Origin of the sequence: Sporofaciens sp. JLR.KK001 (assembly GCF_036941055.1) — a bacterium.
GTDB lineage: Bacteria > Bacillota > Clostridia > Lachnospirales > Lachnospiraceae > Sporofaciens.
Genome location: NZ_JAYMNO010000001.1, coordinates 4433012 through 4451419, shown reverse-complemented (window position 1 = coordinate 4451419; position 18408 = coordinate 4433012). Strand labels below are relative to the sequence as shown.

Genomic DNA, 18408 nt, shown 5'->3' with positions numbered 1-18408 from the left:
AATTCAATATGGAGGTTATGGAAAATGAAATTTAAAAAGTTAATAAGTGTACTGCTGACCGCGGCTTGTGTGTTCGCACTTGCCGCATGCGGATCCAAGGATGATTCAGGAAGCAGCTCAGACAGCTCTTCTGACGAAGGGAATGGCAGTGATTCAGCGGCGGTGACGGCGAAAGTCATTGACATCGACCTGACTGATGAAGAGTATGCATTCGGTGTGGACAAGACCCAGCCGGAGCTTTTGGACCAGGTGAATGCATTTGTAGGCAAGATCAAGGAAGACGGTACATTAGAGGCGATCTGTGACAAATATTTCGGCGACGGCGAGCCGGAGGCAGTTGAGTCTGCTGAGCTTGATGATTCCAAGGATCAGCTTGTGGTAGCCACCAATGCCGCGTTTGAGCCGTTTGAGTATACGAAGGGTGAGAGCTATTACGGGATCGATATGGAGATCGCATCCCTGCTTGCCAAGGAGCTTAACAAGGAACTGGTGATCCAGAACATGGATTTTGACGCGGTATGTCTGTCCGTCAGCCAGCAGAAATGTGATGTCGCGATGGCGGGCCTTACCATCAACGAGGAGAGAGAAGAATATGTAACATTTACAGATGCTTACTATGAGGCGTCACAGAGGCTGATCGTTCCAAGCAGCGATACGTCATATGACGACTGTGCAGATGCGGATGCAGTGGCGGCTGCTCTTGGAGAGTTAAGCGATGCAGATTCTATCGGCGTACAGGCGGGAACCACAGGCCAGTATTATGTAGAAGGCGATGCAGACTGGGGATTTGACGGTCTTCCGGCCAAATGTGTTACCTGAATCCGTGAACTTCGTTTAAAGTAATACTTTGGCATGCTTCTAAAATTCAATATCTTGATATATATCGGCCAAGATATGGTGCTCACCGAATAGGTGGATAATTATTGCCTTTTTTCCGCTGTCGGTGTATAATGATATCATCATCTTATACACACGGAGGCCAACTAAAATGAGCATGAAAGAACATGTTATGTTTGCATATAACACCATAAAGTATACATTCAGCAATTCCAGGATTACACCCTATGGCGGTCTGCTGATTCCAGGACAGATGTTAAAAGCTGTTGATTTTGACACGAAAATTGACAAATATTCTTCGCCATCCAAGGAATATAAGAACAGTGATGTACTAAAGGCCATGCTTATCGGTATACTCTGTGGGAACGCTGACTTCGAATCCATCCATGAAACCGATGATGACCCTGAGTTTTTCTGCAATGCTTTCCATATGCGCCATATCCCATCGGAGCCAACCATGCGGCAGCGTATGGACGAAATCGGCGCCAGTATGCAGGGTGCGCTGCGTCAGATCAATGTGGATCTGTTCAAAAAGTTTGGCGTGGAACCGTCTGCATTGGAAAATGGCTATATACCAATCGACATCGACGTGAGCCCTTTCCTTGATGAGAAATGCAATAAGGAAGGCATTTCGAGAACTTATAAAAAGAAGGATGGCTATGCGCCTATCTTCGCCTACATTGGGACAGAAGGATACCTTATTGCATGCGAACTACGGGAGGGAAAACAGCACTGCCAGAAAGGGACACCAAACTTTCTGGTCGAAGTATTAAAACTTGCCCGTCAGATTACGGACAAACCACTCTTGATTCGTCTCGACTCCGGAAACGATTCTGCGGATAATATCGGCATTTTCATGGAAGAGTGTTTCCGGGGGGACAGGGTGCATTTCATCATTAAGCGCAACATCCGCAAGGAGAATCCGCAGGAGTGGCTGGACAAAGTAGGCGGTGTATGCACAAATGTAAAGTCTTCACGGGAAGGGAAAAAGGAATACATTGGGCAGACATTCCGGGACGTATCTTATAATGTACCTGATGCCAGTTCAAAATCCGGCCATAGCAGGAAGACCGTTGGAATCCGAACCATTTACGATATAACAGAGCGTGCCTGTGACCATGATGGGCAGTACTATATCAGCCCTAAAATTGACTGTGATATGTACTCCGTCAATGTAGATTTTTCGGACGAAGACATCATAGAGCTTTACCATAAACATGGAGAAATGGAACAGTACCACAGTGAAATCAAGACGGACTTATGTGCAGAGCAGTTTCCATCTGGAAAGTTCGAAACAAACGAACTTGTCCTGGAACTGATCCAGCTGGCCTACAATCTCCTGCGGATGATTGGACAGGCATCACTTAGGATCAGCGATATCCCCATGAAAAGACCCGTAAACCGCCGGAGGCTACGCACGGTAGTTGAACGGATCATCATGACCCCCGGGGTTGTGACAAAGCATGCAAGGCAGGTGAGACTTGATCTGGGGCGGAGTAATCCCTGGAGGAACGCAGCTTCACAAATAAGCAGGATATTCCAAGCTGCAAAATAAACGAAAGATATCCTACATTTTCCTTGCCATTGGAATGGTTCGATGAGCCTTAGTTAAGGTATGGCAATTTTAGAGAAATTTTACCTAAGTGGCTGGATAGTAGTTTGATTCAAAGTGTATGATTATCGAAAACAATATTTTATTGGCATGAAATTGGTACAAAGAGTGCCTCATATTTCTTATTTACCGATTTCATTTTATTTTTAGGTTAGGTTCACGGATTCAGGTGTTACTTATAAGAGCGGGTCTCTTGCCGTACAGGATATGCTCAATGGCAATATCAAATACGTGATCATTGACGCGGCGCCGGCGGCAGCTATCACAGAAGCGATCAACGAGATGCAGTAGAAGGAAAGCTATGGGTAATTTTGAGCAGAAAGTAAATAAATTTATAGAGATATTCCTGGAACAGGGCGGCTATGTCAAGGTGATAGAAGGCTTAAGGAATACGCTTACGATCGCCGTGGCAGGTCTGATCATCGGTATTCTGATCGGAACCGTTATCGCCACAGTGCGCGTGCTTCCCAAGTACAAGGTCCTGCCGCGTGTGATGAATGGGATATGCAGCTTCTATGTTGCGCTGTTTAGGGGAACGCCGATGGTGGTTCAGCTGCTGGTATTCTATTATGTATTGTTGCCGATCATCGGATGGAGGATTACCGGAGTTCAGGTTGCCATGTTAGTATTCGGGCTGAACAGCGGAGCATACATATCTGAGATTATGCGAAGCGGGATCCAGTCTGTGGATTCCGGACAGATGGAGGCTGGGCGTGCGGTAGGGCTTAGTTTCGGCGTAAGTATGGTTAAGATCGTGATTCCGCAGGCTGTCAAGAACATCCTTCCGACTCTGGGCAACGAGTTCATCTCGCTGATCAAGGAGACTTCGGTTGTAAGCTTCGTGGGAGCGGCGGACTTGTATGTGGCGTTTAACTATATCGGAAGCAACAGCTATGAGTTCATGGTTCCTTATCTGGTGATGGCGCTGATCTACATCGTTCTCGTGCTGTTGATCTCACTGCTTGTGAAACTGATGGAAAGGAGCCTGAAGAAGAGTGATAGACGTAATTAATCTCAGGAAGAGCTTCGGAGATACGGAGGTCTTAAAAGGAATTGACATAACCATCAACAAAGGCGACATCGTAGCAGTGATCGGTCCGTCCGGATCGGGGAAGAGTACCTTCCTCAGGTGTCTGAACTGTATGGAGGATCCAAGCGGGGGGAATATCATATTCAACGGCGTCGATATCGCGGATATGAGTGTGGATATCAATGTGCACCGCCGTCATATGGGAATGGTGTTCCAGCATTTTAACCTCTTCAACAATAAGACGGTGCTGCAGAATATCATGATGGCGCCGGTATATCTAAGGTGTCAGGATCTTAAGAAGGCGAAGAGGAAGAACAGCAGGACCCGGTTTGGGAATCTGTTTCGCGGCGGCAATGCCAAAGAACTGCTTCCGGTTACCCAGACCAACGAGCAGATCAAGAGTGAGGTAAGGGAACAGGCGATGGAGCTTCTGAGAAGGATCGGCCTGGAAGATAAGGCGGATGTCTATCCGTCTACCCTGTCCGGCGGGCAGAAGCAGAGGATTGCGATCGTACGGTCCCTTGCTATGGATCCGGACGTGATACTCTTCGATGAGCCGACTTCGGCGCTGGACCCGGAGATGGTAGGCGAGGTGTTGGAGCTGATGAAGCAGCTTGCCGGAGACGGAATGACGATGGTGGTCGTAACCCATGAGATGGGATTCGCCAGAGAGGTGGCGAACCGGGTTGTGTTCATGGATGAAGGGCAGATCAAGGAGGAAGGAGATCCGGAGGAGTTCTTCGGGAATCCCAGGGAGCCAAGACTTAGAGAGTTCTTGTCGAAGATCCTTTGATAATGAATATAGCTTGAATACAGAAGGGTATCTCTGATAATGGGATGCCCTTTTTGATATCTATAATATCTATAAATATCATAGAAATTATCAATTAGGCTATGCGTTGTGTTTGTGGTACGATTAAGAAAACAGGTATAGGAGAGATTATATCTGCTTGAGATTGGAAGAAATGCGAAAGAGAGGAAACAAAAGATGAAGATAGAAGAATTAATGGAACGGATCCGCCTGCCCGGGGAAGCAAGAGAGCCGGTGCAAAAGGAGCGGATCGCCGAGGAGGAATACGAGGTCTGGAAGGATAAGTTTTACCAGGATATCCGGCAGTTTATCGGAGAATGGAAGAAAATGGACGGCAAGTATGTGTGGGCGCTGGAATTCTATCTGAAGCTGGCAATGGATACCTACGAGGAATATCAGGAGAGGGGATACACGGACCAGGTGTTTGATGAGACCTTCTATGACATTACGATCTGGTGCCGGGAATGTTATCGGAAGCATGGCGTCTATGGCCTGGATGAGTTATGGTGGCTCGGACAGTCGGTGAAGCTTAAGCTGTTCCGGCTTGGGCGGCTGCAGTTTGAACCGATCCTTGTTAAGAAGGATATGAAGGGCAGGGAACAGACCATCCAGGCGGGGACGAAGGCGCTGAACGTACACATTCCTGAGGGAGAACCTTTGAAAATGGAAGCGTGCCGGGAGTCATTTGGGCGTGCAGAGGAATTCTTTGGGCGGGAGTATCAGGTGTACGTCTGTGATTCCTGGCTGCTGTCGCCCCATCTTGAGGAGGTGCTTCCCAATACCAGTAATATCATCCGCTTCCAGAAGCTTTTTGAAGTGACGGATGTAGGGTACCAATACCCACAGGCAGAACAGAGGATATTCGGAGAGATACTGGAGGATAAGCGGCAGTACCCGGAGAATACGACGCTTCAGAAGCGTGCCAAAGAATACGTTCTCTCAGGGAGGGATCTGGGGATCGGAGTGGGATTCTTTACAGCTTCGGCTGCTATAGAATATAGATAAATCCTATAAATAGAAATATATATAATCTCTTTCTATGATTATAACCCGGCAAATTCCCAGAATCCATTTATAGGTTTGGAGAATTACAGACGTCTGATCCATGATGAAGTATTCTGGCTGGCTGTTAAGAATACTATTGTCTATTGTCTGGCGGCAGTGACGGCGAATATTGTGATTACGCTGTTTTTGGCAGAGCTCATCTCTGTACTTCCGTCGAAGTGGATGAAGACTATGTTTCGGACGATCCTTTTTATTCCCTGTATCGCGCCTATGGTAGGGACCTCTACGGTGTGGAAATATGGTATATTAGGTACGGACGGAGGATTATTGAACAAGATCGCCGGGATATTCGGGATTGCGCCGAAGAATTGGTTCCTGACTACATGGCAAATGCTGCTGCTGATCATCATATTTACTTTGTGGGCGGATATCGGGTACAATGTGGTGCTCTTTACGGCAGGGCTTGAAGGAGTTCCCAGGGAATTTGACGAGGCGGCGGCGATTGACGGAGCGGGGCCGGTGAAGAGATTCCTGTGGATCAAGCTGCCTCTGATCGGGCGGACATTCGCATTTGTGGCAATCATGACGATGGCGAATTATTTCCAGATGTTTGCGTAGTTCAGAGTATTCGCGGCTAATGGGGGAAGGAATAATACAGCGATGGTTTTGACGAACTATGTGTTTAAGATGAGTTTTGACAGCTTCGATATGGGTTATGCGTCTGCGGTTGCGGCGGCATTGTTCGTGCTTGTATTCATGGTTGCGATGGTTCAAAATAAGCTTATGCGTTCAGATTGGAGTTATGAATGATGAAGAAGAGGTCGAAATATAAGAAATATCACTATGTAATTATCGCCTTTCTGGCGGTTTTATCGGCGATCATGATGTATCCCATGGTATGGATGTTCCTGACATCTTTTAAGAGCAATGCAGAGATCCGTACTTACCGGACCAAAGTCCTGCCGGTCGAGTGGACGCTCGAAAGGTACCGAAGTGCGTTCGAGAGGGCGCCGGTGGCAGGCTGGTTTGCGAACAGTATGTTTATTACCATCTGTGTGACAGCGGCGGTGATCCTGACGAGTACGCTGATCGGCTATGTATTTGCCAAGTACGAATTCCGGGGGAAGAAGCTTCTGTTCGTGCTTCTTCTGGCAACGATGATGGTTCCGCCTCAGGTCACGATGATTCCCAGGTATCTGATGATTCAGAAGATGCATCTTTTTAATACGCGGTGGGCGCTGATCGTGCCGGGGCTTGTCAGTGCATTTTCCATCTATCTGGCGAGGCAGTTTATCGGTGATATTCCAGACAGTCTGTGTGAGGCGGCTAAGATCGACGGAGCGGGACCGATTCGGATCTACTGGCATGTGATCCTTCCAAATATTAAGCCGGCTATCGGTTCCATCGGCATATTTACGGCTATGATGCACTGGAATGACTATCTGAATCCATTGCTGATGCTGAATGATATGGAGAAGATGACACTGCCTCTCGGCCTTGTGATCTTCGACAGCCAGAGAACTTCGGATCTGTCTGCGACGATGGCGGCGGCGTCTATGATCATGATTCCGATGATCGTGATCTTCCTGGTCTTCCAGAAGCAGTTCATCAAGGGAATGACAATGAGCGGGATCAAGTGATGGGTTGCGCCTTGCAGACTGAAAATTTATCCTGCGCTAGAGTGTATCGGTAATTACGCAATGCTGTACTAGTACACCGAATAATAAGTAACCAGCCATATAACTTGCTTGATTTTCCATCTGCGTCGTTGTTGTCAATCGGCGTAGCGCCCACTACGCCTCATTCCTCCGCCTTGCATATGAAAAATCATTCTGCGTTATATGGCTAGTACATCATTGCATTAATCTTGAAGTAATAGTGCTTGATATTCGTGTCAGCTGTGCGTCTACGAACCGACGGTGTAGCGGGCTACATCTAGGTTCGAAGGCGTGCAGATGGCATGGGTAGCAAGTGCTTATTACTCAAGAATTAATACAATGATGTACTAGGAACTTATTTTTCGGTGTACTAGAAGGATAAGAGAAAAATGAGAAAGGTAGTGCAATATGTTTGAACAAAAAGAGATTAAGTATGAGATGAAGCTTTTAAGTTCCCTGGCGAAGGTATTCCAGGATGAAACGCCGGTCTATCAGCCGGAGTGCTTAAAACTCAGCGCTCTGTGGGGGGAGACGGTGTCTTTCCAGGCGGCATATACCGGGGACTTCTTCATGCGCGAGCGTCTGGATGTCAGGGTAGTATCGCCGATCGAAAGCCGGGTCCGGGTTAGGACAGTCGAGCAGGTGCCGGTGGGGCGTGCGACGAACCGTATCGTGGATGATAATTATCTGAAGACCACCTCCGGCCTGTATCCGGATCTTCTGCGGGAGTTGAAGGACGGGAAAGCGATCGTGTGTTCCAACCAGTGGCGGAGTCTCTGGATCGATGTGGATGTGACGGATGAGATCGAGGCCGGGGATTATGAGATCGAGATCCAGTTGGTGAAGGAGGGCGGGCCGGTATGCTCTGCGGTGATGAAGCTTACGGTGATCGGTGCAGCATTGCCGAAGCTTTCGATCATGCATACGGAGTGGATGCATGCGGACTGTCTGGCGGATTATTACCAGGTGGAGGTATTTTCTGAAGAGCACTGGAATCTTCTTGAGAATTATTTCCATGAATATGTGGAGAGAGGCTGTAATATGATGCTGACCCCGCTCTTTACCTCACCGCTTGATACGGCGGTGGGTCTGGAACGGACGACGACACAGTTGATCGATGTGGAAGTGAAGGACGGAGCGTACAGCTTTGGGTTCGACAAGCTGAAACGCTGGGTCGACCTGTGCAGATCCTGCGGTATCGAGTATTTTGAGATGTCGCATCTGTTCTCCCAGTGGGGGGCGAAGTATGCGCCGAAGGTGGTGGCGACGGTAGACGGCAGGGAAGAGAAGATCTTCGGGTGGCACACGCCTGCGGTGGGAGAGTACACGAAGTTCCTTCACAGCTTCCTGCCGCAGCTTACCGGGAAGCTGCGTGAGTGGGGGATCGCAGAGGTGACCTACTTCCATATCTCTGACGAGCCAAGGGAGGAGCACCTGGAGAGCTTCAGAGCGGCGAAAGAATCGTTAGGGGATCTGTTAGAAGGCTTCCATACCTTTGATGCGCTCTCAAGCTATGAGTTCTACCGGCACGGACTGATCGACAAGCCGATCCCGGGAAATAATGAGATCGAAGAGTTCCTTGCGCATGGACTCACGGATATGTGGACTTATTATTGTACAGGGCAATTCTATGAGGTGAGCAACCGGTTCATGTCTATGCCGTCGGCGCGGAACCGTATCTATGGGGTACAGCTGTTCAAATATGATATCGCGGGGATCCTGCACTGGGGGTATAATTTCTACAACAGCCAGTTCTCGATCGAGCATATCAATCCTTACGAGGTGACGGACGCGGACAATGCATTCCCGTCCGGCGACCCGTTCCTGGTGTATCCGGGAGCGGACGGGCATCCGGAAGAGTCGATCCGTATGATGGTACACTATGAGGCGCTTACGGATCTGAGGGCGCTTAGGCTGCTGGAATCACTGACGGACAAGGAGTATGTGATGGAGTTAGTTGAGGGAGAGCTTGCCGAGCCGTTGACATTTAAGCGATATCCGAAGTCGGATATGTACCTGATCACGCTCAGGAACCGGGTGAACCGGGAGATCGCACGGAGGATGAGCGGGACGGATGAAAGTTGAAACGCCTGATCGCCGCATTGCGGGGGTAGGAATGATATGATGAAGGAGAAGGATATGTCTGAGACGAAGATTGTGAAAACTACATGCTCCACTTGCGGGCCGTGCTGTGAAGTGGATGCGTATGTGAAGGACGGAAAGCTCATTTCCGTAGAAGGATCGCGCAATACGCCCATGCAGTCCGGCGGACTGTGTGCCAAGGGAGTTGCAGCGACACAGTATGTATATAATAAAGAACGGATCTTATATCCGATGAAACGAGCCGGCAGGAAAGGTGAAGGGAAGTTTGAGCGGATCTCGTGGGATGAGGCTTATGCGATGATTGCCGAAGAGCTTCTTAGGATCCGAGGCGAGTATGGGGCGAGATCGACAGTGTTCTATGCAGGTTATGCCAAATGGTACCGTCCTGCTCTTTTGCGGCTTGCCAATGCTTATGGATCGCCGAATTTCTGTACGGAGTCCAGTACCTGTTTCCAGGCGGCCGCCCTTGCCTGGCGTTCGGTATACGGGAACAGGATCTGCGGGCCGGATCTTAAGAACGCGAAGACACTGATGCTCTGGAGTTCTAACCTGTATCATAGCAACACACCTATGAGTAAGGCGTTTCAGGGGTTTAAGAAGCGAGGCGGCAAGGTTATAGATGTGGATCCGCGCCGTTCGGTGACGGCCCATGACGCGGACATTCATCTGCAGTTGATCCCGGGAACGGACGGCGCTCTGGCGCTGTCCATGGCGCAGGTGATCATAGAGGAGGATCTGTACGACAAGGAATTCGTGGAGCAATATGTCTATGGATTTGAGGAGTACCGGGAGTATGTACAGCAATTCACACCCGAGAAGGCAGAGAGGATCACGGGTGTTCCAAAAGAACTGATCCGGGAAGCGGCGCGGACCTATGCCGGAAACGGTCCGGCAGGCCTGATGTTCTCTGCTTCGCCTGTGGTACACCACATCAACGGAGTACAGAATTACCGCGCGGTCTTCTCATTGATCGCCCTCACCGGCAATTATGATGTGGAGGGCGGCAACCGGACGCAGCCGGGACCATTTTCCACGGCAAATGAATTCGGACAGATCAGGCGTTTTGACGGGGAGGAAGCCATCGGTCAGAAGGAATTCCCGGTATGGTTCGACCTGTCCTGCGATGAGGCGCAGTGCACCCTGCTTGCGGATTACATATCCAACGAGAAGCCGTATCCCATCAAGGCATTATTTGCCATGGGACTGAACCATCGTATGTGGCCGCAGCCGGAATATCTTAAGAAGTCGCTTGAAAAGTTGGAATTCTATGTCAATGCAGAGCTGTTCATGTCAGAATCATCCAGGGCGGCAGACCTGATCCTCCCGGCATGTACGTCCTATGAGAGGGAGCAGGTACACGCCGGAATGGGCGGCAGGTTCTTCTTCTCGAATCAGGCGATCGAGCCGGTAGGAGAGAGCCGCAATGACATCGAGATCATTATGGAAGTGTTCCGCAGAATGAAGCTTAAGGATCCAGCGATCTGCGATGAAGTATTAGGAGACGGATATCAGGCTTATATGGAGCATATCTTAAGACCGTCCGGGCTTACGCTTGAGGAATTAAAGAGCCGTCCGGAAGGGATGATGGGTAAGAACCTGTTCCCGCCGGCGGTGAAGACCTATGAGAATGAAAAGTTCCATACGCCGTCCGGCAAGGTAGAGTTTAAATCTCTTGTGTTGGAGCGTTATAAGGACAGCCATGGGTATGAAGGGCTGCCGGTGTATCATGATTTCCGTGAGAATGGGGCGGTAGACAGACAGAAGTTTCCGCTGATCCTGAATACCGGGAGCCGGAAGCCGCAGTTATTCCATTCCAGGCTGTATCGGATGTCGTGGCTTAATAATATAGAAGCCGTGCCTATGGTGGAGATCCACCCGGAGGATGGCAGGGTCTTTGGTGTGGGTGACGGAGACTTCGTCCAGGTGACTTCGCCGTCTGGCAGGATTACGGGAACGGCTGTATACAATGTCCAGGGGAATCCTGGAGTTGTGTATATCTATCATGGTAATTCCAAGGGAGATGCCAATGAGCTGATCGGAAAGGATTATGTAGATCCGATCTCCGGATTCCCGGGATTCAAAGGATATTTCTGCAGGGTGGAGAAGACAGAAGATAAGGGGTGTATAATAGGATGAAATTAAGGTTTGACGAAGATAAATGCATAGGATGCTATGCATGTTATACGGCATGTATTGCGGCGCATCATTCTCCGGAAGAGGAGGATGCGAACAGCCACAGAGTCATACGGACGGTGAAGGAAGAGGATTTTCAGAAGAATATCTGCGTAGGATGCGTGCATTGCGGGCTGTGCATGAAACAGTGCCCCAAAGGCGCCATTTACCGAGAGGAAGAGTATGGCCTGATCCTGGCAGACTGGGAGAAGTGTACCGGGTGCAGAACATGTGCGTCTGTCTGTCCGAAGGGTGTGATTCATTATGATGCGGACGGGAAGATGGAGAAATGCGATGGCTGTATCGATCGTCTGCGTGAAGGCAGAGAGCCGGCATGCGTGCGGGTGTGCTGTGTGGGGGCGGTGTACTAGTACATCATTGCATTAATTCTTGAGTAATAAGCACTTGCTATCCATGCCATCTGCATGCCTTCGAACCTAGATGTAGCCCGCTACACCGTCGGTTCGTAGACGCACAGCTGACACGAATATCAAGCACTATTACTTCAAGATTAACGCAATGATGTACTAGATAGATTGCCTTACGGCTTAAGTAAGAATTATTTATCGAAGTTCCTGAGAAAATAGGCTCTTGACTTTTGGTGAATATGGAATTATCCTGTATATGTAACAGGGGCGCTTGAATGGCTGAGATGTATGTATAGCATACAGACCCTCAAAACTTGATCCGGGTAATGCCGGCGTAAGGAAAGGAGAATTTCATAATGTCACAGACCAATTCTATCACAGGCAGGAGTGCGTCTTCTGCCGTCAAAAGGCTTGTTTTTTCTGCCATGGGAATCGCACTGGCAATAGTTACCTCTTACATAAAAGTGTGGGAGATGCCGATGGGCGGTTCGGTCACGTTGTTATCCATGTTATTTATTTGTTTGATCGGGTACTGGTTCGGAGCGGGGTACGGGATTCTTGCCGGAGCTGCATATGGGATCCTGCAATTTATTATTGATCCATATATGGTGTCTGTTCTGCAGGTATTATTCGATTATCCCTTAGCATTTGGAGCACTTGGGCTGTCAGGTTTTTTTCATAACCGGAGGTACGGCCTGCAGATGGGATATGTTGCTGGCGTGTTGGGAAGATTCGTTTTCTCTACGTTATCCGGAGTGGTCTTTTTTGCGGCGTACGCACCGGAAGGGATGAATCCGTGGGTATATTCTGCCTTATATCAGGGAAGCTATCTTGGAGCGGAAGGAATCGTTACGTTGGTGATCATCTCGATTCCGCCGGTAGCGAAGGCGCTGGAAACAGTGAAGAGACAGGCGGCGGTCTGATCGTATCATTTTCGGATTTTTTCGGATTTTGAATGTGGAACGCCAACGGCGTTGAGAGGACAATATGCAGTTAATTTATCTGGCGGCTGGAAACAGCCGCCGTTTCGGTGGAAATAAACTATTATATGAATTGGACGGAAAGCCGCTCTATCGGCATCTTCTGGATCGGCTGATCCGGATATGCAGGCGCCATGAGTCCTGGGAGATTCTGGTGGTAACACAGTATGATGAGATCTATGATGTGGTTGGAAGGATGGGAGCGTCCGGGATGCCAGTGCATCCGGTGTTCTCGCCGGACAGCAGGAAAGGAGCGTCTTATTCTGTCCGTGCAGGCATTGAGGCGGCGTCCGGGGAGACGGAAGGGTATGCTTTCTTTGTGGGGGATCAGCCTTTTTTGACGGAGAGGAGTGCGGAAAGATTCCTGGAAGAGATGCAAAGAAAGCAGGCTGAGCTTGGAAGTGTCAGGTGCAAAGATCTGGTTGGGAATCCAACATGGTTCTCACGGGAGTACCGCAGAGAGCTTCTTGCCCTTGAAGGGGACAGAGGGGGCAGAAAGCTCCTTAAGAAATACTCGGATAGGGTAGTATATTACGAGATTGAGAATGCAGGGGAACTTGAGGATATGGATGAGTTGCCGGTGTAGCTATCCGATCAAAACCTTTTTTCCTTAAAGTATACTTGTATCTTATTTATCATATAATCCTTTACAGCTTTTCTTATGGCAGGCGATTCCAAACTTGTGAATTACCTGCATCCCTTCCTGGTGCAAAGCAGAAACATACCCGCTATCCTCAATCTGCGTCATTGCCTTCTTACATGCAGTATCAAACGAACCGCCCGCTGCATACTTCACTTCCATGATACATCCAATCTTTTCAGAAGGAACCTTAATCATAATGTCTGTATATCCAATACCGGAAGGTAAGTATTTGCTGTAAAATTAGACATAAGGAATCTCCTTCTTTTTTGTTTAGTAAGATCTTTGTCTGGTAGCTTAATTTTACATCAAAAAGGGAATGAGATTCCTTATATTTTAGGTATTTTTGAAAATTTTTTATAATAAGGCTGAAGAAATTAGGGTTAAAATGTCTTGACAAAAGCAGTCTTAGTCCATATAATAAAGTAACATACCAACAAAGGAAGACAGTCTGCAGCCAGTGTTACAGCATAAACTCAGGGCTTGTACTGGTTTCGACGGGGGTCTGGAAGTTGGAGAAGCCATCCGTAGCGGGACACTACGTTAAAAGTTCCAATTAAATATAAACGCAGACAATAGAGAATTAGCGTACGCTGCTTAATTTAAGCGGCAGTCGGCCTTAAGTCATCCGCTGCTTAAGTCACCGGCTTCAACGAGGCGGAGCACTTCGTTTCCGAAGCTTTGAGGGAATGGAAGAACTTATGAAGCTACTGAAACCAAAAGCCTGTCATTAGGCGTCTGGCGGAGGGAATGATAAAGTAATGACTGTGATGGGAGATGCTCTGGTGGATGGGCTTTCGGACGCGGGTTCAACTCCCGCCAGGTCCACTTGTAAAACGCCGTGTTTACGGCGTTTTTTCTATTCGTGTTGTATTTTGTGTTGCATACTTTCAAAATGAGAATTAATTTGATCCGTAAATTTCTTCTGCTCATCGGATATTATATTTCTATACACTGCCTTCAGAACCTTATCACTTTTCCAACCACCCCTTTCCATAATATATTGATCCGGAATGCCGATAGCGTGCATGATGGATGCCGAGTAGTGTCTCAGATCGTGGAAGCGAAAATGTGGGAGTCCGGCATCTTTTAGTATTTTGCCAAAGTTTTTTGAGATGTCTTCAGGATACATATTTACAAGACGCCCTTCGATGCCTTCAAATTTCTTTATTACAAAGTCCGGATACACAATCTCACGATAACTGGAGGTTGTCTTTGGCGTTTTAATGACAAATCCCCCGTTATTGGATCGTACCATTGATTTGTTTATTATAATTGTGTTGCCGGAGATATCTTTGTCAGTCAGCGCGCAAATTTCCCCACGACGCAGGGTACCGAAAGCAGACAGAAGAACCGCCTTTTCCAATTCAGTACCTTTAATGTGTTTCAAGAGCGTTGTAATATCGTTATCTGAGGGAGTGTAAATATCTCTTTGTTTTGCCTGTGGCAATTTGGTTCTTAAGCGTAGGGATGGCTCATATACGGATAGGACAGACACGAGAAGGCCGTGCGCATTACTTACCGTTTTGGGAGAATGATTCAGTGTGTATTCATTCGCCCACTTCTGTACCATTTCTTGATTGATCCGTTTTGTTTTAATATCTAGTAGGGAAGGATATGCATTGCGGAGCAACGTTTCATATCCACGGATTGAAGTGGGAGATAGGATATTCCTCTTGGAATCTATGTATTTTTCTAAGGCCTCCTTGAAAGTTAGATCACTACGTTCGATTCTATCTTTATTAAGCGCAAATTCAGCGGCCATCGCTTCAGCTTTCTTTTTACCACTTTTTGAGGGATCATCACTGGTAAAGGATTCATAAATTCGCTTTTTCTTAATAGTTCCGTCTGTTTTTTTCTCATATTCATAATGGCTGAATACCTGGCATCTCCAAGATCCGGAAGGTAATTTCTTTGCTGTTGGCATAATAGTCCTCCTAAAAAAGGGTATAAAAAATAACCCTCGTAAATTGTGGAGGATTATGGTATAATCTACTTGCTGAAGGTAGATGATATACCGTAATCCTCTGGTTTGCGAGTTACATCTATGTGAAACCGTCTCTGTTGGTGCAGGGGCGGTTTTTCTATAATAAGTCAGAGATCGTGATAGTTAGGCCGTCAAAAAGATAAACCGGGATTTCATCTTCGAAGAGATATACATCCGATTCTTCTATACCTTCAAAAACATATGTCTGTACAACCTTTTTCATCGGGTTTACTATCCAGTATTCCCGGACGCCCGCAGTACGGTATTTGAATAATTTGATAGTATAGTCATTCTTAGGATTAGCGGGAGAAACAATCTCTATGATCCAGTCTGGGGCACCTTCACATCCGCGGTCTGACAACTTGTTTTTATCACAGATAACGGAGATATCCGGTTCTACCCATACCCTATCATTTGCCGCAAGATTTACAGCAAACGGGGCAGGGTAAACTTCGCAAGAACCAGATTTATTCTTTATGTGGTTATGGATTACGGATGTCAGTTCCATGATAAGTTTTTGGTGTATCCGGTTCGGCGGAGCCATAGCATACAGCTTCCCGTCGATCAGCTCCGCGCGCTGTCCTTCCGGGAGGTTCCAGTAGTCTTCTGATGTGTAAGTGCGTTCCTGTGGTATTGGCATGTTGTCACGTCCTTTCTTAAGGTTGATTATTACTAATAATTATGCTAATATTAATCTTAGAAATTATACCAATCGTCTTATTGCGGAGACAATGGAGGAAGTATTCCAACGAACCATTTCAGTTGCATTAGAAGTGACATATTGAGGGGCATTTGTTTGTCCCCAGGGATATATACCAATAATAGGTTTTCCCATGCGGACAGATTCGTCAATTTCATATTGCATCCAATTACTATAAGCTCCATACATCCCCGATAAAACCAAAGTGATTTGAGCGGGCCGTATTTTTGCAGTGATTTTGTCTGCAATTTCAATACTTGTGTAAGGTGTTCCAGGTGGAAAAAGTGGTTTTTCCTTTGGCGCAGAGTAATCATAATAAGAAAAAAGAGGGGCTGCATTAAGTAATTGAATTAAACCACTGTAGGTACTATCATATTTCCATGCATGGCTAATAAATAAGCGATAATCTTTCAAATATGGCATAATATTTCCTTTCTCTCATAGGAGGTTAAAATGAATAAGGTTAAAAAGTTTCGTAAAAAACCAGTAGTAATAGAGGCATATCAGACAGACAAGGTAATGGTGATTCACACCCTGGAAGGCGATATGACTGCACAAATCGGAGATTGGATCATCACCGGATTAAGGGGTGAACAGTATCCTTGTAAGCCCGATATCTTTGAAAAAAGCTATGAATTGGTGGAGGATTGATTTTCTGATTTATGACTTTCCTCATTTGCAACATTTATAGCTTTCCACTGATTATTTTCGGATGAGATAATATCTTCAATATTTTGTACAAAAATATTTTCAACAGTTTCTTCGGAATCATTGTATGGATGGGTATGTGTTAAATACAAGTGTTTATGATATTTAAGTAGTTCACATGTAGTTCTATACTGAATCCAGTTTTCATGATATTTATTTAGTTTTGTTATGGATTCTATAATTGCTATAGCGACACCAAGAAGCCCGATTACAAAAGGGATAATTGTACATTTTGTAACATAACCAGATAGTAACGGTATTAGTGAGGCCATGACAATCTCAGCTGTTTGAAAGTTTTTGTAATTCTTTTGTGCACGCTGAGATTTTTCACTATACCATTTTATCTGCCCGTCCACCCTGTTTTCTATATATTCTCTGATTTCCAAATAATTTATCTACCTCTCTTTCTCTTTATTACATTTGAGAAACCTATATAAACGCCGAAGCGGTTATATCATTTTTATCACCGCGAGATTGGGGATAAAGTAAATTATATAGTTGTCAGTACTTTTCATTTCTCCATATATATCCCGATAGCATTCTATACATTCCAACAGATATTCTTCTGTTACATTTAAAAATTCTGCAATTTTATGCTGATCTTGGCATCCAGCTTCGTATGCCCTAACAATACCAATCAGACCGATCATGCGATTGTATCCGTTCAGCCTTGCCTGGCGTTCCTGCTTCCGGTTCCATGGGTCGGACATATCAATGATATCGCCAACCGTAGTTTCATAATGACCGAGTTCCTCTGCCAAGACACAGGCTTTTTCTGTAGTAGTCATGTCTTTGCGGACGGCAATTCGATTCCCCATTATTCGTCCATTATTTCTTGCTAAACTCTTTTCTTTTACCAAAAGTCCATTTTTATTAGCAGTATCTAACAGTTCGTCGTATGTCAATGAAATCACTCCCATTCACTATCATCGTTCATAATTGCATCGTCATGAGCCTGATCTTCATCGGTAGGTTCAATGTCCGTACGGGCATGTGCGGCGTTTACTCTGAGATAATCTTCTTCATTTTTCTTTGTGTACTGTGGAATATATGTAAGTTCCTCGACACGCTTTGTTGCTTCATGTTTTCCTATGTCATTGAGAGTTTCATAGTATTGAAGGATTTTGGGAATCTTCTGTGACGGGAGTTCCATATCGTCAGATTTTCCAACAATCCATGCTGGATTAACATTTAATGCTATTGCAATTGCATCAACTACCGGAATTTTTATAGCAGAAATCTTTCCGGCTTCATAACGTTGTATCGTGGATTTTGTAACTCCTACTTTTTTAGCGATATCTTCCAACGTAGCGTCTTTTAAGTCACGAGCATATTTTATTCTACTTCCTATTTCTGCATTTGTCATATTCAATCACCTCTCTATGAGTAGCATTATAATACATAATATTGCACAATGCAATAGAAAAGGAAAAATAATTAAAAAAAAGTTGCATAGAGCTATTGACATATTAGTTGCACAGTGCTACTATTGAGAAGACGAAAGGAGGAAATTAATTTGATTAACACAAACAAAATCAAAGGTAGAATGGCAGAATTGCAGATAACCCAGAAAGACGTTGCTAATTCATTAGGACTTGCACAACCCACTGTTAATCAGAAAATAAACAATATTCGTCCTATGGATTTGAATGAGGCCGAAAAGCTTTCAGATTTATTACATATTAAACCTGAGGATTTTGCTGTTTATTTTTTTTATAGGGGAAGTTGCGTAGTGCAAAACATCGAGAAGGATGTGGTGTGAGGAAGTGATAGCATATACAGTATCGATATTATTTC

22 protein-coding genes, 1 other RNA gene, 1 pseudogene and 1 riboswitch are annotated in these 18408 nt (G+C 46.2%); of the genes and pseudogenes, 17 read left to right on the top strand and 7 right to left on the bottom strand.

Annotated features, from left to right (window positions below):
* Positions 1-24 precede the first annotated feature (24 nt).
* The 14 genes and pseudogenes from VSQ62_RS22610 to VSQ62_RS22545 all read left to right on the top strand — a co-directional run bounded on the left by VSQ62_RS22610 (position 25) and on the right by VSQ62_RS22545 (position 13162).
* The gene (locus VSQ62_RS22610) at positions 25-819 is read left to right on the top strand and encodes a transporter substrate-binding domain-containing protein (protein ID WP_334636997.1); all 795 of its coding nucleotides are present in this window, start codon (positions 25-27) and stop codon (positions 817-819) included.
* A gap of 190 nt (positions 820-1009) precedes the next feature.
* Positions 1010-2392 (top strand): IS1380 family transposase, encoded by a 1383-nt coding sequence (locus VSQ62_RS22605; RefSeq protein ID WP_120397169.1) that lies wholly within the window; start codon positions 1010-1012, stop codon positions 2390-2392.
* A gap of 228 nt (positions 2393-2620) precedes the next feature.
* Positions 2621-2740 (top strand): annotated as a pseudogene (locus VSQ62_RS22600) (amino acid ABC transporter substrate-binding protein); the annotation flags it as partial.
* A 10-nt stretch (positions 2741-2750) separates the two neighbouring features.
* On the top strand, positions 2751-3461 hold the full coding sequence (locus tag VSQ62_RS22595) for an amino acid ABC transporter permease (RefSeq protein WP_334636996.1): 711 nt from the start codon (positions 2751-2753) through the stop codon (positions 3459-3461).
* Entirely contained in the window at positions 3445-4272 is an 828-nt protein-coding gene (locus tag VSQ62_RS22590; protein WP_334636995.1) for an amino acid ABC transporter ATP-binding protein, read from the top strand. Before VSQ62_RS22595 ends, VSQ62_RS22590 begins: the two co-directional genes overlap by 17 nt.
* A 195-nt stretch (positions 4273-4467) precedes the next feature.
* A complete protein-coding gene (locus VSQ62_RS22585) occupies positions 4468-5295 on the top strand; it encodes an acyltransferase domain-containing protein (RefSeq protein WP_334636994.1) in 828 nt (275 codons plus the stop codon).
* Between the two features lie 75 nt (positions 5296-5370).
* Positions 5371-5913 (top strand): carbohydrate ABC transporter permease, encoded by a 543-nt coding sequence (locus VSQ62_RS22580; RefSeq protein ID WP_334636992.1) that lies wholly within the window; start codon positions 5371-5373, stop codon positions 5911-5913.
* A gap of 42 nt (positions 5914-5955) precedes the next feature.
* Positions 5956-6105 carry a hypothetical protein gene (locus VSQ62_RS22575; protein WP_334636991.1) on the top strand — a complete coding sequence of 50 codons (150 nt, stop codon included), beginning with the start codon at positions 5956-5958 and terminating at the stop codon, positions 6103-6105.
* The gene (locus VSQ62_RS22570; RefSeq protein WP_334636990.1) at positions 6102-6935 is read left to right on the top strand and encodes a carbohydrate ABC transporter permease; all 834 of its coding nucleotides are present in this window, start codon (positions 6102-6104) and stop codon (positions 6933-6935) included. Before VSQ62_RS22575 ends, VSQ62_RS22570 begins: the two co-directional genes overlap by 4 nt.
* Before the next feature lie 426 nt (positions 6936-7361).
* Positions 7362-9038 (top strand): DUF4091 domain-containing protein, encoded by a 1677-nt coding sequence (locus VSQ62_RS22565; protein WP_334636989.1) that lies wholly within the window; start codon positions 7362-7364, stop codon positions 9036-9038.
* Between the two features lie 36 nt (positions 9039-9074).
* Positions 9075-11192, top strand: coding sequence for a molybdopterin-containing oxidoreductase family protein (locus VSQ62_RS22560; RefSeq protein WP_334636988.1), 2118 nt, complete (start codon positions 9075-9077; stop codon positions 11190-11192).
* The gene (locus VSQ62_RS22555; RefSeq protein ID WP_334636987.1) at positions 11189-11599 is read left to right on the top strand and encodes a 4Fe-4S dicluster domain-containing protein; all 411 of its coding nucleotides are present in this window, start codon (positions 11189-11191) and stop codon (positions 11597-11599) included. The genes VSQ62_RS22560 and VSQ62_RS22555 overlap by 4 nt, the downstream gene beginning before the upstream one ends.
* A gap of 250 nt (positions 11600-11849) precedes the next feature.
* Positions 11850-11954: riboswitch (TPP riboswitch) on the top strand.
* Positions 11953-12519, top strand: a complete 567-nt coding sequence (locus tag VSQ62_RS22550) for an energy-coupled thiamine transporter ThiT (protein ID WP_334636985.1) — start codon at positions 11953-11955, stop codon at positions 12517-12519. Its footprint overlaps the riboswitch before it by 2 nt.
* A gap of 64 nt (positions 12520-12583) precedes the next feature.
* Positions 12584-13162 (top strand): nucleotidyltransferase family protein, encoded by a 579-nt coding sequence (locus VSQ62_RS22545; protein WP_334636984.1) that lies wholly within the window; start codon positions 12584-12586, stop codon positions 13160-13162.
* A 42-nt stretch (positions 13163-13204) separates the two neighbouring features.
* Here the strand turns inward: VSQ62_RS22545 and VSQ62_RS22540 are convergent, their stop codons facing one another.
* Positions 13205-13432 carry a PD-(D/E)XK nuclease domain-containing protein gene (locus VSQ62_RS22540; RefSeq protein ID WP_334637750.1) on the bottom strand — a complete coding sequence of 76 codons (228 nt, stop codon included), beginning with the start codon at positions 13430-13432 and terminating at the stop codon, positions 13205-13207.
* 263 nt (positions 13433-13695) lie between these two features.
* On the opposite strand from VSQ62_RS22540, the gene ssrA reads away from it, so the two are divergent.
* Positions 13696-14047: a transfer-messenger RNA gene (gene ssrA / locus VSQ62_RS22535) on the top strand.
* Positions 14048-14075: 28 nt separating this feature from the next.
* Here ssrA and VSQ62_RS22530 read toward each other — a convergent pair.
* The 3 genes from VSQ62_RS22530 to VSQ62_RS22520 all read right to left on the bottom strand — a co-directional run bounded on the left by VSQ62_RS22530 (position 14076) and on the right by VSQ62_RS22520 (position 16326).
* Positions 14076-15143 carry a site-specific integrase gene (locus VSQ62_RS22530; protein ID WP_334636983.1) on the bottom strand — a complete coding sequence of 356 codons (1068 nt, stop codon included), beginning with the start codon at positions 15141-15143 and terminating at the stop codon, positions 14076-14078.
* A gap of 157 nt (positions 15144-15300) precedes the next feature.
* Positions 15301-15843 carry a Uma2 family endonuclease gene (locus VSQ62_RS22525; protein WP_334636982.1) on the bottom strand — a complete coding sequence of 181 codons (543 nt, stop codon included), beginning with the start codon at positions 15841-15843 and terminating at the stop codon, positions 15301-15303.
* Positions 15844-15906: 63 nt separating this feature from the next.
* A complete protein-coding gene (locus VSQ62_RS22520; protein ID WP_334636981.1) occupies positions 15907-16326 on the bottom strand; it encodes a TIR domain-containing protein in 420 nt (139 codons plus the stop codon).
* A 30-nt stretch (positions 16327-16356) separates the two neighbouring features.
* On the opposite strand from VSQ62_RS22520, the gene VSQ62_RS22515 reads away from it, so the two are divergent.
* Positions 16357-16554, top strand: coding sequence for a hypothetical protein (locus VSQ62_RS22515; protein WP_334636980.1), 198 nt, complete (start codon positions 16357-16359; stop codon positions 16552-16554).
* Here the strand turns inward: VSQ62_RS22515 and VSQ62_RS22510 are convergent.
* The 3 genes from VSQ62_RS22510 to VSQ62_RS22500 form a co-directional block, all read right to left on the bottom strand.
* Complete coding sequence (locus tag VSQ62_RS22510) at positions 16533-16997, bottom strand: DUF4231 domain-containing protein (RefSeq protein WP_334636979.1); 465 nt, start codon at positions 16995-16997, stop codon at positions 16533-16535. The two genes, VSQ62_RS22515 and VSQ62_RS22510, sit on opposite strands and share 22 nt — an antisense overlap.
* A gap of 63 nt (positions 16998-17060) precedes the next feature.
* The gene (locus VSQ62_RS22505) at positions 17061-17516 is read right to left on the bottom strand and encodes an ImmA/IrrE family metallo-endopeptidase (protein ID WP_502957778.1); all 456 of its coding nucleotides are present in this window, start codon (positions 17514-17516) and stop codon (positions 17061-17063) included.
* A 5-nt stretch (positions 17517-17521) separates the two neighbouring features.
* Complete coding sequence (locus tag VSQ62_RS22500; RefSeq protein ID WP_334636978.1) at positions 17522-17977, bottom strand: helix-turn-helix domain-containing protein; 456 nt, start codon at positions 17975-17977, stop codon at positions 17522-17524.
* 150 nt (positions 17978-18127) lie between these two features.
* Between VSQ62_RS22500 and VSQ62_RS22495 the strand changes: the two genes are divergently transcribed.
* Positions 18128-18373, top strand: coding sequence for a helix-turn-helix domain-containing protein (locus VSQ62_RS22495; protein WP_334636977.1), 246 nt, complete (start codon positions 18128-18130; stop codon positions 18371-18373).
* The last annotated feature ends 35 nt before the right edge of the window (positions 18374-18408 follow it).